The organism is Thermosyntropha sp., assembly GCF_017656155.1.
Lineage (GTDB): Bacteria > Bacillota > Syntrophomonadia > Syntrophomonadales > Syntrophomonadaceae > Thermosyntropha.
In genome coordinates this window covers 1-16,224 of sequence record NZ_JACDOH010000009.1, presented here as the reverse complement: position 1 = coordinate 16,224, position 16,224 = coordinate 1, and the positions used below count along the sequence as shown (strand labels likewise).

Below are 16,224 nucleotides of genomic sequence, written 5' to 3'. Positions count from 1 at the left end.
AGGATAAAGAAGAGAGCCCCTTCAGCTCTTCAGCTAAGCAGCCGGTTTAAAGCTGATTAGGTAATCTAAAACTTGATTATGCCAATTAGGAGAAGGGATATTATGTTAAAGGCTTAAACCCTTCTCCTAATACTTCGTGGATGTTTTGCACGGTGATAAAGGCATCAGGGTCGGTTTTTTTGATGAAATCCCGCAATTTTACGAATTCTTGCCTTTTAAGTACAGTCATGATTACTTCTTTTTCTTCGCCGGTAAATGCTCCTTCTGCTTTATAAACCGTAGCTCCGCGGCCTAGTTGGACTGTTATAAAGTTTTTGACTTCTTTGCTTTTAGGGGTAATGACTATTACCTGTTTGCTTATAGTTATTCCTTCTACTACATAATCTACTATAAAGCCGTAGAGGATTACGCCTAAAAGGGCATAAAGGCCTTTTTGCAGTCCAAAAACATAGGTGGCAGCCAAGGTTATAATAAAATCTACCAGAAGCAGCCCTTTGCCTATATCCAGGTGATAAAATTGATAAATTATGCGCGCAACTATATCGGTGCCGCCGCTAGAAGCATTCTGATTAAAGAGTATGGCAAGGCCGATACTGGATATTAAAACTCCGAAAAAAAGCTGGATAATAAGATCTTCTAAAAGAGGAGCACTTAAGGGATAAATTTTTTCTAATAGCCATATTATAACCGGGATAGTGATGCTGCAGTATACAGTTTTAAAACCATAGACAGACCCGATAGTTATAAATCCTAAGATTAAAAGGAGTATGCTCAAAGTCAAAATTATTCCTCCTAAAGGAAGAAAAGGGAGGAATTTATTTATAACTAAAGCCAGCCCGCTTATGCCGCCAGCAGCGATGTTATTAGGGGCAAGAAAAAAGTAAAATCCGCAGGCGTCCAAGAGAGCTCCTAGATTTAGAAGAATAAAAGATTTGATTTTATTTCCCATAACAGTTTTCCCCGCATTGTATTTATAGTTTAGTTTATGAAAAATGTAATTTTATATTAGTTTTGGTTAAAGCTAATTAAAAGTATAATTTATTTGAGCTTTATCTGCAAAAGTTTAAGGGAAGGGGATAATATGCAGGGGAAAAAAGATATATCTGATTATAGCTTGGAGGAATTTTTCAGGATTTTAGATAAACATCTTGTGGAAGATGATAAACCTTCAGTTTTTTTGGAGAGGGAGGATGTAAAAAAGTTTTTTAGGGAAAGGGAGCCTTTTAAACATCTTTATGCCCTGCGAGAAATAGAACAGTCTACGCTTTATCATCCTGAAGGGAGTGTATGGAATCATACCCTTTTGGTAGTGGATGAAGCAGCAAAACGCCGGGATTTAAGCAAAAACCCCCGGGTTTTTATGTGGGCAGCCCTTTTGCATGATTTGGGGAAGCTAAAAACAACAGAGGTGAGAAAAGGCAAGATTACCGCATATGATCATGATAAAATAGGGGCTTATATGGCAGAAGAATTTTTACAGAAGCTTAATTGTGATGAGGTGTTTATCAGGGAAGTAGTAAAGTTGGTCAGATGGCATATGCAGGTTTTGTTTGTGGTGAAAGGGTTGCCGTTTGCGGAGGTTGAAAGGATGATGCAAGAAATAAATGAAAATGAAGTTGCACTTTTAGCCATCTGTGACCGTTTGGGCAGGGGAGAACTTACTGAAGAGATAAAAGATAAGGAGGAAAATGATGTTCGAAAGTTTTTGGAGGTTTGCCGAAAGATAAAAAGCGGAGAAAAGCCTGAAGTTGCCAAAGAAAGAAGAATAAAGTAATATAATTTTATTGGTGGATTAATTTAAAAAGGTGGGAGCTTGTATTTTAATCAGTTTAAAAGGAGGAACAGGATGAGCAGGCAGGAGGAAGAAAGACTGAACGCGGAAGGTATTTTAAATGATAATGAAAGAGAAGAAGAAGGAGTTAATTTTATTGAAGAAATTATAAGGGAAGATTTGAAAAACGGAAAAAATGATGGCCGGGTGCATACCCGCTTTCCCCCGGAACCAAATGGATATCTACATATAGGACATGCCAAGGCTATATGTATTGATTTTGGCATGGCTGAGAAATACGGAGGGCTTTGCAATCTGCGTTTTGACGATACTAATCCGACCAAAGAAGATACTGAATATGTAGAGTCGATAAAAAGAGATATAAGATGGTTAGGTTTTGACTGGGGGGATCGGCTTTATTATGCTTCTGACTATTTTGACAAGATGTATGAATATGCGGTTCAGCTTATAAAAAAAGGCAAGGCTTATGTTTGCGATTTAAGCGCTGAAGAGATAAAAGAATACCGGGGAACCTTGACTGAGCCTGGCAAGGAAAGTCCCTACCGGAACAGGAGTGTGGAAGAAAACCTGGATTTATTTGAACGGATGAAGAATGGAGAGTTTCCAGAAGGATCCAAGGTCTTGAGAGCCAAAATAGATATGGCTTCTGGCAATATTAATATGCGTGATCCGGTGCTTTACCGTATTCAGTATGCTACCCACCACCGAACTGGAGATAAGTGGTGCATATATCCTATGTATGATTATGCCCATCCGATAGAGGATGCTTTAGAGGGAATCACCCATTCGCTTTGTACTTTGGAATTTGCCGACCACCGTCCGCTTTATGAATGGGTTTTAGATAATGTTGATTATTCCAAAGATGCTAAAGGAAGGCCGCGGCAGATTGAGTTTGCCCGCCTAAACCTTACTTACACGGTGATGAGCAAAAGAAAGCTTAAGACTTTGGTGGAAGAAGGCTATGTAAGAGGGTGGGATGACCCGCGCATGCCTACTATTTCGGGACTTCGCCGCCGCGGATATACACCTGAAGCCATACGCGATTTCTGTGAGCGGATAGGGGTTGCCAGAAGAGACAGCATAGTGGATATTGCCCTTTTAGAGCACTGTGTTCGGGATGATTTAAATAAAAGGGCACCCAGAGCCATGGTAGTGTTAAATCCGCTTAAAGTGGTGATAAAAAATTATCCGGAAGGTCAGGTTGAATGGCTGGAAACGGAAAATAACCCGGAAATGCCGGAAATGGGGGTAAGGAAGATTCCATTTTCCCGGGAAATTTATATTGAAAGGGAAGACTTTATGGAAGACCCTCCTAAAAAGTTTTTCCGTTTAAAGCCAGGAGGGGAAGTGCGGCTTAAAAGTGCATATATCATAAGATGTGAAGAAGTGGTAAAGGATCCTGAAACGGGTGAAATTATTGAACTTATCTGCACTTATGACCCTGAGTCCAAGAGCGGAGGAGCCAATGCCGGGAGGAAAGTTAAAGGGACTTTGCACTGGGTAGATGCTGCCCATGCTGTTCCATGTGAAGTAAGGCTTTATGAACGTCTTTTCACCGTGCCTGATCCGGATAATGACGAAGATGGGCGCAGTTTTACAGAAAAAATAAATCCCGACTCGCTTAAGGTTTTAACCGGCTGTTTAGCCGAGATTAACCTTAAAGGGGCTAAAACAGAAGACCGCTTCCAGTTTCTGCGCCACGGTTATTTCTGTGTTGACCCTGATTCAACTGAAGAGATTTTGGTTTTTAACCGCATTGTAAGTTTGAAAGATACTTGGGCAAAGATGAAGAATAAAGCGTAAATATCTCCAGCCTTTAAGGCTGGTTTTTTCTTTTTCTGTTTGTGATTAAATTAACTTGTTTTGATTACAGAAAACGACATAATTATAAAGTTTGTTAGAATAAAATTAAAACAGTCGGGCGGTCGGGCGACCGAGAGGAGGATACTGGATGAAAGAGGAAGAAGCAAAATTTGTGGAAGGTAATCGAGAAAAGATTTTGGATGCAGCCACCCGTCTGGTTATGGAAAAAGGGGTAAAGGGAACTAGCCTTGCCGATATAGCCCGGGAAGCCGGCATAAGCAAAGGGACTCTTTTTTATTATTTTCCTTCCAAAGATGAACTCATATATGAGCTTACGGTGAAACATTTTGATCAGATGCTTAAAGGTTTTTTGGACAGAATAAGCTATGTGGAAGGAGAAAATCCGGAAGAAGTGATCCGGGAAGGTCTTATGCTCATTTTAAATGCAGAAAAAAGAGATAAGTTAAACCTTTATCTTTTACAGGAGGCTTTTATGGGCAATGAAATTTTAAAAAAACGCTTCCGGGATACTTATGCCGGATACCGCCAGATAATGCAGACCTTTTTAGCCAGAATTGCAGGGCGAAAAAGCGAGAGCGATTGGGAAGTTGAAGCAGTAGTGTTGGTAGCACTTGCTGATGGGCTTATTATTCAGTGGCTTATGCATCCGGAAATAGTCGATGTTAAAAAAATTGCCCGACTGATAGTTCAGGGCTTTTTAAAGGGCTAATAAAAGGATTTTTACATGAGGAGGGTTTAGGATGGCAGAAATAATGGAGTATGGTATGTTTATTGATGGACAGTGGGCGCCGGGCGACAGCGGAGAAATGATGGAAGTTATCAATCCGGCCACAAGAGAAGTGGTAGCCAGGGTTCCGCGGGGGAATAAAAATGATGTGGATAAGGCTTTGGCTTCAGCCCGGGCTGCTTTTGAATCAGGGGTATGGGCTGGTAAAAAGCCGGAAGAGAGGGCAGAAATTCTTTTTAATGCTGCTCTTTTGATAGTGGCTAATAAGGAGCGCCTTTCTTATCTGGAATCTTTAACTTCAGGAGGGACTATAAGGCGAACCAGCACGGTTGATGTAGCTTCAGTAGCAGCTTCTCTTGCTATTTCAGCTGCTCTTATAAAAGAAATGCCCAAGGTGGAACATGCTATGTGCCCCCCCTGGATTGCTCCTATGCACAGCTACACAAAGCGAGAGCCTATCGGGGTATGTGCGGGGATAACTCCATGGAATTTCCCTATGATTCTTGCTGCTTATAAATTCGCCCCTGCCCTGGCTATGGGGAACAGTATAGTTATGAAACCGGCCAGTATAACACCGGTAACTACTCTGGAGCTGGCTAAAATCCTTCATGATGCCGGAGTGCCTGCCGGGGTGTTTAATGTGGTGACCGGGCCGGGTTCCAGCATGGGGAATTATCTGGCCGGACATCCGGAAGTTGATAAAATAGCTTTTACCGGTTCTACTGCAGTAGGAAGAAGGATTGCCGAACAGGCAGCTAAGGGTATAAAGCGGGTTACCCTGGAATTAGGAGGCAAATCGCCCCTTATTGTCTTAGATGATGCTGATTTAGACGTTGCCTGTAATATGACCCTTTTTGCCTTTCTTTTCCATTCCGGACAGGTATGTGAGTCAGGCACCCGCCTTATTGTTCCGCGCAAGCTGCACGATCAACTGGTTGATAAACTTATAGCCAAGATAAAGAAGCTGACCATTGGCAACCAGCTGGATATAGGAACTGATTTAGGGCCTATTGCTTCCCTTGACCAGCTTAATACTATAAAAGAATATGTAAAGATAGGGCTGGAAGAAGGGGCGGAGATTGCTTATGGAGGAAATGTCCTGACCGGAGGCATTTATGACAACGGATTTTTCTTTGAGCCTACTATTTTTGTAAACTGCAACAACTCTATGCGCCAAGTCCGGGAAGAGATTTTTGGGCCGGTACAGTGTGTAATTCCTTATGACGATTTGGATGAAGCGGTTGCTATTGCCAACGACAGCCCATATGGGTTGGGGGGAGGAGTCTGCAGCCGTGATGTAGCCAAGGCACAGAAGGTAGCAGGGCGTATGCGCACGGGCACGGTGTGGATTAACACTTGGCATGTTTTGAGGCCGGATGTTCCTTTCGGTGGCTATAAAGAAAGCGGATATGGAAGGGAAAATTGGTATCATGCCTTGATGGCTTACAGTGAAGTTAAACATATATGCCAGGATTTAACTCCTGATGCAGATGACAAGATTATGTTCAACCTGATAGGTCTTAATAAATAGAGGGGAGGAGAGCTTATGGGAACACCTAAATATTTTGTATGGGATTTCAGGACTATAGTGGAAGTAGGTTCAGGATGCCGCACTTTTGCTCCCCAGAGGTTTATGGAAATGGGAGCAAAGCGGGTAGCTCTTGTTACTGACAAAGGACTTGTAAAAGCGGGAATAGCCGATCAGATTAAGGAAATGTTTGAAGTCCAGGGAGAGCCGAAATTGGTAGGAATATATGATGATATAGAGCAGGATGCGGTTATGCGGGTGATCAATGATTGTGCCAGCTGGTGCCGGGTGAATGCAGTTGACGGACTTTTAGGAGTAGGAGGAGGAAGTGTTTTAGATTCAGTAAAAGGGGTAAAGCTCATGCTGGGAATGGGAGCTACCGATATAAAAGAGCTTATGCCCGGAAATGTTGGCCCTTATATAAGGCCTTTAGGAAAACCGTTAAATATCCCTAATGTTTCCATACCTACCACTGCTGGAACCGGTTCGGAGGTGTCTCCTATTGCGGTAATATATAATGAAGAACAGAAGGTTAAAGGAGATCTTTTGCATCCATATATTGCGGCAGACTATGCCCTTTTAGATCCGGATTTGACCGTAGGGCTTCCTCCCCATATGACGGCATGTACCGGTTTTGATGCTTTAGGTCATGCAGTGGAAGGACTTACTTCTCCCGGTTCTAACCCTATGATTGACAGCCTTTCAATTCAGGCGATAAGGCTCATATTGAAATATCTACCGGTTGCAGTAAATGAAGGAGCAAACTTGGAAGCCCGAACCTGTATGCTGATTGCCAGCAATATTGCTATTATGGGCTTTGCCATGTCGGGGATGTTTTATCCGGTACACAATGTAGCCCATGCTTTAGGAGGGCAGCTCAGAATCCCGCATGGGCAGGCAGTTGGAGTAGCTCTGCCGTCAGTTATGCAGCATTATCCTGCTCATTTTGCTCGCAAAGCTAAAGATTTGGCTTTTGCTTTTGGTATATATGATGATAAAGATGACTTAAGCCTGGTGGCTATGGTCAGGGAAAAGGTCTTAAAACTTATGGAAGAGTGTCATTTTAAACCTTATTTTGATATAATAGACATAAAATTTGATGATAACCTTTTGGAAAGCCTGTTCTGGGCAGTAAAACTTGACCCCAGCGGTATAGCTTACCCATTGCCGGAAGAAAGCGTAAGACCTATTTTAAGAGAGTGCTTTTCTTGCAAATAAAGAGGCGGGGACGGCTTAAAAATTTTGGGCCGTCCCTGTTTTATGAAAAAAGTACATGACAAAACTATTTTTTTTATATATAATCGTATTTAACTAAAATTGAATAGGAAAAACTTCTTATCAAGAGAGGTTGAGGGACGGGCCCGATGACACCCGGCAACAGCTGGTTTATCCAGAAATGTGCCAATTCCTGCAGGAATTTTTTCCTGAGAGATGAGAAGTAGACGGATTATATGCCGCTTCTTGTCTTTGAGGAAGCGGTTTTTATTTTAAGAACAGGAGGAATGAGAAATGTCAAAAGAGTGGAAATTTCAGACGAAAGCAGTACAGGCAGGATATGAACCTAAACCGGGGGAACCCAGGATTTTACCTATATATGAAAGCACAACCTTCTATTATGACAGTGTTGATTATGTTGCCAGGCTTTTTGACCTTAAAGAGGAAGGGCATATGTACAGCCGGATAAGCAATCCTACTTTAGAGGCATTTGAAAAGAAAATAGCTGCTTTAGAAGGGGGAGTTGGTGCTTTGGCTACTTCCTCCGGACAGGCAGCTACCATGGTATCTCTGGTTAATGTAGCCAATGCCGGGGAACATATTGTGGCAGCAAGCACTTTATATGGGGGAACTTATACCCTGCTTTCAGTTACCTTTAAAAAACTGGGAATTGAAGTTTCTTTCGTCCATCCGGATGCCGAAGAAGATGAAATAAAGGCAGCTTTCAGACCTGATACTAAAGCCCTTTTTGCCGAAACTATAGGTAATCCCGGACTTAATGTCCTGGATTTTGAAAAATTCAGCAGGATTGCCCATGACATGGGAGTTCCCTTGATTATCGACAATTCTTTTGCTACCCCTTATCTCTGCCGCCCGTTTGAGCATGGAGCCGACATAGTCATGCATTCTACCACCAAATATATAGACGGGCAGGCAAGAAGTGTGGGAGGGGTTGTGGTTGACAGCGGAAAATTTCCCTGGGATAATGGGAAGTTTCCCAGTTTTACCGAACCTGACCCGGCTTATCATGGAATAAGATATGTGGAGTCTTTCGGCAATGCAGCTTATATAACCAAGGCCAGGGTTCAGTTTATGCGTGATATAGGGCTTACAATGAGTCCTTTCACCGCATTTCTCTTGCACATGAGTTTGGAGACTTTATCGCTGCGCATGGAAAAACACAGCCAGAATGCTTTGGCTTTAGCTCGTTATCTCAAGAATAACGAAAAGGTGGCGTGGGTAAATTATCCGGGATTAGAGGACAGCCCTTATTATGATTTAGCTCAGAAGTATCTACCTTTAGGCTGTGGGGGGATGTTAACCTTTGGGCTTAAAGGCGGACTCAAGGAAGGGAAAAAGTTTATGGAGAATTTGAAACTGGCTTCCCTGGTGGTGCATTTGGGAGATACCAGAACTTCAGTGCTTCATCCGGCCAGCATGACCCACCGTCAGCTTACGGAAGAAGAACAGAGGAGTGCCGGAGTGACGCCGGATTTAATCCGGGTATCAGTTGGAATTGAAGATATTGATGATATTATTAATGATTTTGACCAAGCTATAAATAAGGCGGTTTAGACATATTAATGGTAATACCAGCAGTGGGAGGAAGTGATGATATATGCCGATTATTATCCCGGAAAATCTGCCGGCCGGAGATATATTAGCGGAAGAAAATATATTTGTCATGAATGAATACCGGGCTTTGCATCAGGACATAAGACCATTAAAAATTGCTATTTTAAATCTTATGCCTATAAAGAGCGTAACCGAAACCCAGCTTTTGAGGATGCTGTCCAATTTTCCTTTGCAGATTGAAATAGACCTTTTGACTACGGAAACTTATCAATCCAAGCATACTCCGACCGAATACCTGAAGACTTTTTACAAGACATTCAGTGATATTAAACATGTTAAATATGACGGTATGATAATAACCGGAGCTCCGGTTGAAAAGATGCGCTTTGGAGATGTAGCGTACTGGAAAGAGTTGAAAGAGATAATGGATTATACAGTTAAAAATGTAACTTCCACTTTCCACATATGCTGGGCTGCCCAAGCGGCATTATATCACCATTACGGTATTCATAACTATCTTTTGCCGGAAAAGATGTTCGGGGTTTTCAAACATAGGATAAACAACCGCCGGTGTGAGCTGATGCGGGGTTTGGATGATGAAGTTTTTATCCCTCATTCCCGCCACACCGAAGTGCACCGGGAAGAAATTGAGAAGGTGCCGGAATTAGAAATCCTTTTGGAATCTGATGAAGCCGGGGTGGCCCTGGTTATGAGCAAAGATGGCAGACAGATTTTTGCCATGGGTCATTCCGAGTATGATGCATATACTTTAAAAGAAGAGTATGAAAGAGATCTTAGAAAGGGTGAGCGGATAAATATTCCGCGCAACTATTTCATCGACGATAATCCCGAAAAGGATGTAATTGTCCGCTGGCGCAGCCACGGAAGCCTTATTTTTACCAACTGGCTCAACTATTATGTATATCAGATTACTCCCTATGATCTTTATGCGGAAGAATAAAAAAAACCGCCTGCGATTTCGCAGGCGGTTTTTTTATGCTTAGATTTTTTCTATTTCATAAACCATGTCATCTAGAATATATATGTTAATCAGGTCATCTTCTTTTAAATCCCGGTAAGTTAAGATTTGGCTTCCTTTGTGGACATAACAGGAAGAAACCAGGTCATAGCGGGTGTAGGTATAGTAAGAGCTCCTTTTTACCAAAAGTTCGGTATTGTTGTCAGTAATTTCGGCGAACCTGGTCTGTACTTTTTTCATGAGGTATAATGTCATACTTCCATCTGAGTTTTCCTGCACTTTTATCCTGTCGCCAACATGCAGATAGCGTAGACTGTAATAACTTTTACCGCTGTCTATTATTTTAGAACTGCGGTTAAAGGATAACCGGGTTGTTTTTCCTTCAAAGGTTGCAATAGTAATAGTTCCGCTGTAAGTGTCAATATCGGTTATCTGTCCGGCTAAAGGTGTAGAGAGTTCGATTTTAACCACTTTAAATCCCATATAAGTTACTTTTACGGTGTTGCCTTTTTTAAAGTCGCTGAAGCGCGGATAGCTGATACCCGGTATGATGATTTCCGGATTATCTTCATCATAGATATAGGTATAATCCCCATCTCCTGTGGTGACTTTAAGGGAGTCGCTGTATACCGAGAGTATTTCATAGGTAAAGATTCGTTTTACTTTAATTTCGGTTACTAATTCTTCATCAGTTACTTTAAATTCAATTTCATCGCCAGGTTTTAAATCCCTAAGTTCGGCTCTGGTAATATCCTCGATTTGTATATCGGCAGATGTTGAAACTTTATAGGTGTTCAGGTTGCCGTTATTGTCCTTTATTGAAATAAGGCTGCGGTCAGTATTTACCGATATTACAGTGCCGTTTACATTGTTGCTGTTTTCTATGTAGATGATTTTATCGCCTAAAAGCTCAATCCTTATTTTCATGTCTTTTTTGACATCGCTTAAGTAAGCAGTTTTCCCATCGATTTTTATATCGGCTAATCTGCTTACTTCATATGTTATCAGGTCTTCGTCACTGTCTTTAAGAACCAGAGTGCGGCTGGGGACATCTACTGCTACGACTGTGCCGCTTAAGCTGGTGTTTATAGTGCGGTTAGTAACGGTTATAGAGGTTATGACCCCGTTTTCTACGACAGCTTCGATATTGTCATTTTGGACTATATCCGATAAAATCGGTGATTTTATGCCGTTTATGACCAGTTTAACCTGAGGTGAAACCGGGAAAGTCTGAATTTTTTTATCCGCAGTTTCGATAAGAATTATCTTGCGATCATAGAGGTTTTCAACGACACTGCCTTTGATGGTCAGGTTTTGCTGGGCTTTGATAAGCTTTATTTTGCTTATGATATTGTTTTCTGTGGTTATTTTTATTTCATCACCTGGCATAAGGTCATTTACTGAAGCAAAACGAACTCCGTCAATTTCTACTTCGGTTAAAGGTGAATATTTATAGGCATTGTAGATACTGCCGTTTTTGATAATTATGAGCTGTTTGTTTTTGTCTATCTCTACTATTATTCCAGTGTCGATAAGGTTGTCCTGACCGGTTAATACAGTTATTTCCACAACCTGTCCGGTTGAATCCAGGCTGAGTTCAACTTCTGCATTTTCTGGTATGAGGGAAAAATCCAGGCTGTTTCCCCGGCTGTCATTGCAGGGGGTGCCAACAGCTATAGTTTTGGTATAGAGATTGTTTTCTTCGTCTTCAATGACTAAAAGCCGAGATTCAGGTTTTATTTTTATAACTTTGCCGTAAAGAGAGATAAGAGAAGGGGCTTCTTCTGATATTTCTATGAGTTTTACCTGTCCGTTTTTGACGATTATATTAGCTTTGGAGCCAGCTTTGACAGAAGATACAGGAATAAGACTGCCGTTTTGGTCAAATGCCAGAACTGAGCTTGATAAAGGCCAGATTTTAGTTCCGCTTTCGGCGGCAAAGGTTATTTTGTTGCTGCCTATATTTATGATTTTACCGCTGAAGGAGCTGGCAAGCTTCATGTATTTTTCGCATTTACTGAGCATGACCACACTCTGAGCCCGGGTAACTATTGCATTGGGCTTGAAGGTTTTGTCTGCAAATCCAGCAATGATTTCGTAGTTTACCGCAGCATTTATGTAACCCCTGTATCTTGTGGGAATAGAAATATCATCGTTGAAGCCGGAATGTTGATTAGCATAAAGGGCAGCTTCGCTATCTTTGCCAATCATGCGGATCATAAGCTGGGTCATCCAGGCCCGGGTAGCCAGAGAGTTTGCGTAAAATGTTTTTTCAGAAGGGACTATAAGTCCTTTATCTACTGCAAAGAGCAGTTCTTTTTTTGCTTTGGCCAGTGCCCAGTCAGGCACTGTCCAAGGCAGAGTTCGGCTTGCATCAATCCGGGCAATTTCACTTTCTGCTTCCATATTGCGGACAGCCATTAGAACAGCTTCCAGTTGGGTTACAGCATTGTCCGGCTTAAAGGTTCTGTCCTGATAACCTGCGACTACTTCCCGGCTGTTCATTTTTACAATATACTTAAAGGCCCAGTGGGAAGAAGGAACATCTTTATAAGGGCTTGATACAGAAGCATAAGCCCTGCTGTTTGAGAGGGGAAACAGGAAAGATGTCAAAATCAGGGCGGAGACTAGCAAGATGCTTAATGCATTAAGGATTGTTTTTTTCATTTTTTTATCTCTCCTTTTTTGTTTTGTTGGCGTGAATAGCTTTTGTTTCATAACCTATAATTTCTTCGATATTTGCCCATAATTTTCCTGCCGATAAACTTGATTTTATTGATTAATACGCTATGTTTTAAAGGATACTTTCAGTTGAAAGGAGAAGAATAAGGTATAAAAAACTCCGTTTACGGAAACAGTCAAAGTAGAGTGTTCGTGATTAAAGGCGGGGGTTTTATGGTTAGAGGAAAAATAAAATTATTTTTAACGATTTTTATTATGGTAATAGTTTATGCACTTATAATATCGGGAATCAGGGTTGCCTCCACGCGGGAGAAAAGCCCATTATCGGGAATGGCTGTAAAAGAACAGCAGGATTTAGTAGTTGAAAAGAAAAGAGAAATGGAAGAGCGAGAAAAAGCGGAAAACGAAAAATATATCAGACAAAAGATTAGTATGCTGGCTGATAAATATATAGGAAATACAGGATATGAAGTTTATATTGGAGTTTATAATTTAGATAAAAGGATTTATGCCGGATATAATGATGATATTCCTTTTTATCCAGCCAGCCTTACCAAGCCTTTGTATATGGCAGCTTTTTTGAAAAAGGCTGAAAAAGAGGGATTTAGTCTGGATCAAAAGTATATTTTGAAAGAAGAGGATAAATATGTAGGAAGAGAAAAGGTGGAAGGAACCGGAATTTTACAGGGTGAGAGCCCGGGAGAAACATATACCTATAATGAACTTTTATATTTTATGATGTGTTACAGCGATAATGTAGCTGCCAATATTATTTTAGAAAGAACAGGATTTAACGAGGTGAACCGGTATTGTTTTGAAAACGGGTTGAAATTAACCCATATATATAGGAAATATTATGAAATGAGTGATGACAAGCCGTCCAATCAAACTACAGCGAGGGATTTGACGATTTTTTTGGCCGGTCTGGTAGAGGATGCAGATAAAGGAGATGAGGTTTTACTAAGTATTTTAAAGCTTATGCAGAAAAATACTGATAAAAATCGGATTCCCAGATATCTAAGTCCCGAACTAACGATTGCCAATAAAACCGGTACGGTCCCCCGATTAGTAGGCGATATGGCTGTGATTTATTTTCCAGATCGGGCTCCTTTTGTTTTGACGATTATAGTATGTTCTAAAGATAAAAAGGAAATAAATTTAGCCCAGGCGGAAGAAATTATAGCCTGTATTGCCCGGGATCTTTTAAAATGAAGGGGATGGTGGAGAAGATGTATGTGGTATATGGGAGGATGGAGCTTTTTCTGCCTTACTGTCGGTCGCTTAAAGATAAGCGTAAAATAATAAACAGCATTGCAGACAGGATAAGAAAAAGGTTTAATATATCAATTTTAGAGGTGGATTATCATGACCTGTGGCAGAGGACGGCTTTAGGGTTTGCTGCAGCAGCTTCAAGGGAAAGAGAAGCAGATTTTTTAGCTTCGATAGTTCGGGAAACAGCAGAGAATGCGGATGCTTCTTTGGAGATTACGGGATTTATGGTAGAAGTAATACCATATGGCAGATGAGTGATAAAAAAAAGACGGTTCTTCTTATCCTTAAAAGATGGAAGAACCGCTTCTTTTAATTTCAGCCTACTTTACTGCAGTCTCCTGAACAATTGCTGCATTCTTTTTGAGACTGGACTTCCTGCCACAGCCGGTCGGCATTTACTGCCCATTTCTGAGATATTTCAATGCACTTATCGGTAAGGACTTCAACCGGTTCTAAGTCCATGAGCTGTGTGGAACGAGCACCAGATTGCTGAACCATTTCCCTGAGCTGGTGTGGGTTGTCTAAGAGCGGACAGGGCCTTAAATGATTTTCGTTGAACGGCTGTCTTGACTGATACTGCCGGAAAAGATCACATTTAAGGGCATCTAAAAGGCTTACATCTTTTATGTTAACATTGGAGTAGTGTATAAAAGCACATGGTTCTACATCTCCGTTTGCATTTATGTGCAGATATTTGCGTCCTCCGGCAATACACCCTTCCGTAAACTCTCCGTCGTTCCAGAAGTCCATCAGGAAAATAGGTTTGGTTTCACGGAATTCCCTTACCCGATAGAACATCCATTCTCTCTGTTCGGGAGAAGCTAAAAGTTCAAGTTTTGCGTCCTTGCCTAAAGGTATATAGGTAAAGTACCAGCCGAATATACAGCCTTTTTCAATCATCAAATCGATATATTCATCCGAGCCTACGGCAGTGGTATTCTGGCTGTGGTAGCAGGTGGAAAAACCAAAAGGAACTCCATATTTTTTTAGTATATCCATAGTTTCCATAACTTTGCGGAAAGTTCCTTTGCCGCGACGCATATCAGTTTCTTCTTCAAAGCCTTCCACGCTTATAGCCAGCGAAAAATTGCCTAATTTTTGCATTTCGCGGGCAAAATCTTCATCGACTAAGGTTCCGTTGGTGAAAGACAGGAACATGCAGTCATTATGTTTACGTGCCAGTTTTAAAAGGTCTTTTTTTCTGATTAAAGGCTCGCCTCCTGAATATATATACATGTAGATGCCTAATTCTTTACCTTCTTCAATTATGCGGTTCAAGGTTTCATAATCTAAGGAAGAGGTTTTTTCATATTCGGCAGCCCAGCATCCAATGCATTTTAAGTTGCAGGCGGCAGTAGGATCCATTAAAATAGCCCAAGGGATACTGCATCCATGTTTAGCTCCTATTTTTTCAGCCAAAGGCATACCGGCCAGACCTGAATTTACCACAAAGTTTTCCAAAAGCTTTTTCCGAACGTGCGGATCCAGTTCAACAAAGAGACGTTCTACAAATGTGCGCCAGTTGTTTTCAGGTTCATTGAGGATACGGCGGAAATTGCGGGCATATTCTTTATGGTTTTCTTTTACCGCCAGTTTTTCTCCCCAGTTTATAAGTTTGTTCAAGTTTTGCATAGGGTTTTTTTCTACATAGTTTAGACCTTCCCTGAGGACTACAGTGCTTACCAACTGTTTGGCAGATTTCAAGGTAAATCCCCCTTTCCTGTTTGACTGGGAATGAATTACGGATGTTATTTATTTCGTGCAGGTATAAGAACCGTGCGTAATGTATTTAATGAAGGATTAGGTTTCCCAGCTTAATGTTTTTTGTTTTTGATATTCTCTGAGTTTTTCAATATCCTGTCTGCAAGCTTCGATCTTATCCAGTTCTTTTTCAATCAGTTCGTTCAATAAAGGATATTTATTGAGGATAGGATTATTAATTCTATAATAAACCCACTGTGCTTTTTTTTCCTGAGTTATGAGACCGGCAGCCTTAAGTTTACTTAAATGCTTTGAGACATTAGATTGGGTTAAGCCTAAAATGTTTTCAATTTCTCCTACACTTAGATTACCTTCACGCAGAAGATTAAATATCCGGATCCGACTCTTGTCTCCTAAGGTTCTTAAAACCTGCACGATTTCCAAGTAACCTGTCCCCCTTTTCATATATTACTGTTTGTTCATATACTAAATCTGGATAAATTATTTGTCAAGAGAAAAAACAAAACTTTATTTTATGGAGATATACCTCATTTTATGAAGGGACACCTCGAAACAGCGGAAATTTTTTCTTTGATAAGAGAGAAAATATTTCCGACTGTTTTTTGAGCGACGAGGAAAAATTTCCTCGATAGCCATAAAGAAACTGGATTTAATCAAATTTCACAGATGTTTTTAATTTTTGGCATACTTTTTGCTTGTTATAAAGGACAGTAAAGTATATAAAAGGAGGGAAGAATTAAAGAACATCTTAAAATCCAGCTTTGGAAAATTTTAAGGCTGGTTTTGTTTTTATTTGGGGTAAATCTTTACAATTTCAAATAGATAGGGAGGAATGATAATGGCAGAAGATATTAAGCTTAATATCAAAGACCTCAAATTAGTATCGGAGAGGCAGAAGCTGGTAGATG

General features: G+C 40.8%; 13 protein-coding genes and 1 riboswitch. Of the genes, 9 read left to right on the top strand and 4 right to left on the bottom strand.

What is annotated here, in order from left to right:
* Nucleotides 1-100 precede the first annotated feature (100 nt).
* The gene (locus tag H0Z36_RS08695) at nucleotides 101-949 is read right to left on the bottom strand and encodes a YitT family protein (protein ID WP_296865526.1); all 849 of its coding nucleotides are present in this window, start codon (nucleotides 947-949) and stop codon (nucleotides 101-103) included.
* A 132-nt stretch (nucleotides 950-1,081) separates the two neighbouring features.
* On the opposite strand from H0Z36_RS08695, the gene H0Z36_RS08690 reads away from it, so the two are divergent.
* The 7 genes from H0Z36_RS08690 to metA all read left to right on the top strand — a co-directional run bounded on the left by H0Z36_RS08690 (nucleotide 1,082) and on the right by metA (nucleotide 9,622).
* On the top strand, nucleotides 1,082-1,774 hold the full coding sequence (locus H0Z36_RS08690; RefSeq protein WP_296865524.1) for an HDIG domain-containing metalloprotein: 693 nt from the start codon (nucleotides 1,082-1,084) through the stop codon (nucleotides 1,772-1,774).
* A 72-nt stretch (nucleotides 1,775-1,846) separates the two neighbouring features.
* Nucleotides 1,847-3,595 carry a glutamine--tRNA ligase/YqeY domain fusion protein gene (locus H0Z36_RS08685; RefSeq protein WP_296865522.1) on the top strand — a complete coding sequence of 583 codons (1,749 nt, stop codon included), beginning with the start codon at nucleotides 1,847-1,849 and terminating at the stop codon, nucleotides 3,593-3,595.
* Between the two features lie 148 nt (nucleotides 3,596-3,743).
* On the top strand, nucleotides 3,744-4,325 hold the full coding sequence (locus H0Z36_RS08680; RefSeq protein ID WP_296865520.1) for a TetR/AcrR family transcriptional regulator: 582 nt from the start codon (nucleotides 3,744-3,746) through the stop codon (nucleotides 4,323-4,325).
* 31 nt (nucleotides 4,326-4,356) lie between these two features.
* Complete coding sequence (locus tag H0Z36_RS08675; protein WP_296865518.1) at nucleotides 4,357-5,874, top strand: aldehyde dehydrogenase family protein; 1,518 nt, start codon at nucleotides 4,357-4,359, stop codon at nucleotides 5,872-5,874.
* 15 nt (nucleotides 5,875-5,889) lie between these two features.
* Nucleotides 5,890-7,089, top strand: coding sequence for an iron-containing alcohol dehydrogenase (locus tag H0Z36_RS08670; RefSeq protein WP_296865516.1), 1,200 nt, complete (start codon nucleotides 5,890-5,892; stop codon nucleotides 7,087-7,089).
* Between the two features lie 114 nt (nucleotides 7,090-7,203).
* A riboswitch (SAM riboswitch) is annotated at nucleotides 7,204-7,309 on the top strand.
* Between the two features lie 71 nt (nucleotides 7,310-7,380).
* The gene (locus H0Z36_RS08665; RefSeq protein ID WP_296865514.1) at nucleotides 7,381-8,661 is read left to right on the top strand and encodes an O-acetylhomoserine aminocarboxypropyltransferase/cysteine synthase family protein; all 1,281 of its coding nucleotides are present in this window, start codon (nucleotides 7,381-7,383) and stop codon (nucleotides 8,659-8,661) included.
* 43 nt (nucleotides 8,662-8,704) lie between these two features.
* Nucleotides 8,705-9,622, top strand: coding sequence for a homoserine O-succinyltransferase (gene metA / locus H0Z36_RS08660; RefSeq protein WP_296865513.1), 918 nt, complete (start codon nucleotides 8,705-8,707; stop codon nucleotides 9,620-9,622).
* Nucleotides 9,623-9,661: 39 nt separating this feature from the next.
* On the opposite strand, the gene H0Z36_RS08655 is transcribed toward metA, so the two are convergent.
* Entirely contained in the window at nucleotides 9,662-12,307 is a 2,646-nt protein-coding gene (locus H0Z36_RS08655; protein WP_296865511.1) for an S-layer homology domain-containing protein, read from the bottom strand.
* 228 nt (nucleotides 12,308-12,535) lie between these two features.
* Between H0Z36_RS08655 and H0Z36_RS08650 the strand changes: the two genes are divergently transcribed.
* Both H0Z36_RS08650 and H0Z36_RS08645 read left to right on the top strand, forming a co-directional pair.
* Nucleotides 12,536-13,534, top strand: a complete 999-nt coding sequence (locus H0Z36_RS08650; protein ID WP_296865509.1) for a serine hydrolase — start codon at nucleotides 12,536-12,538, stop codon at nucleotides 13,532-13,534.
* Nucleotides 13,535-13,539: 5 nt separating this feature from the next.
* Entirely contained in the window at nucleotides 13,540-13,848 is a 309-nt protein-coding gene (locus tag H0Z36_RS08645) for a DUF503 domain-containing protein (RefSeq protein WP_296865508.1), read from the top strand.
* Between the two features lie 61 nt (nucleotides 13,849-13,909).
* Here H0Z36_RS08645 and H0Z36_RS08640 read toward each other — a convergent pair whose 3' ends face one another.
* Together H0Z36_RS08640 and H0Z36_RS08635 are read right to left on the bottom strand one after the other, a co-directional pair.
* Nucleotides 13,910-15,298 carry a radical SAM protein gene (locus tag H0Z36_RS08640; RefSeq protein ID WP_296865506.1) on the bottom strand — a complete coding sequence of 463 codons (1,389 nt, stop codon included), beginning with the start codon at nucleotides 15,296-15,298 and terminating at the stop codon, nucleotides 13,910-13,912.
* 96 nt (nucleotides 15,299-15,394) lie between these two features.
* Nucleotides 15,395-15,730 carry a metalloregulator ArsR/SmtB family transcription factor gene (locus H0Z36_RS08635; RefSeq protein WP_296865679.1) on the bottom strand — a complete coding sequence of 112 codons (336 nt, stop codon included), beginning with the start codon at nucleotides 15,728-15,730 and terminating at the stop codon, nucleotides 15,395-15,397.
* Nucleotides 15,731-16,224 lie beyond the last annotated feature (494 nt).

Excerpts from the sequence above, each read along its gene's own strand:
- H0Z36_RS08665 (WP_296865514.1), top strand. The coding sequence starts at position 7,381 with ATGTCAAAAGAGTGGAAATTTCAGACGAAAGCAGTACAGGCAGGATAT.
- H0Z36_RS08645 (WP_296865508.1), top strand. The coding sequence starts at position 13,540 with ATGGTGGAGAAGATGTATGTGGTATATGGGAGGATGGAGCTTTTTCTG.
- H0Z36_RS08670 (WP_296865516.1), top strand. The coding sequence starts at position 5,890 with ATGGGAACACCTAAATATTTTGTATGGGATTTCAGGACTATAGTGGAA.
- H0Z36_RS08680 (WP_296865520.1), top strand. The coding sequence starts at position 3,744 with ATGAAAGAGGAAGAAGCAAAATTTGTGGAAGGTAATCGAGAAAAGATT.
- H0Z36_RS08685 (WP_296865522.1), top strand. The coding sequence starts at position 1,847 with ATGAGCAGGCAGGAGGAAGAAAGACTGAACGCGGAAGGTATTTTAAAT.
- H0Z36_RS08695 (WP_296865526.1), bottom strand. The coding sequence starts at position 949 with ATGGGAAATAAAATCAAATCTTTTATTCTTCTAAATCTAGGAGCTCTC.
- H0Z36_RS08655 (WP_296865511.1), bottom strand. The coding sequence starts at position 12,307 with ATGAAAAAAACAATCCTTAATGCATTAAGCATCTTGCTAGTCTCCGCC.
- H0Z36_RS08675 (WP_296865518.1), top strand. The coding sequence starts at position 4,357 with ATGGCAGAAATAATGGAGTATGGTATGTTTATTGATGGACAGTGGGCG.
- H0Z36_RS08690 (WP_296865524.1), top strand. The coding sequence starts at position 1,082 with ATGCAGGGGAAAAAAGATATATCTGATTATAGCTTGGAGGAATTTTTC.
- metA (WP_296865513.1), top strand. The coding sequence starts at position 8,705 with ATGCCGATTATTATCCCGGAAAATCTGCCGGCCGGAGATATATTAGCG.
- H0Z36_RS08650 (WP_296865509.1), top strand. The coding sequence starts at position 12,536 with ATGGTTAGAGGAAAAATAAAATTATTTTTAACGATTTTTATTATGGTA.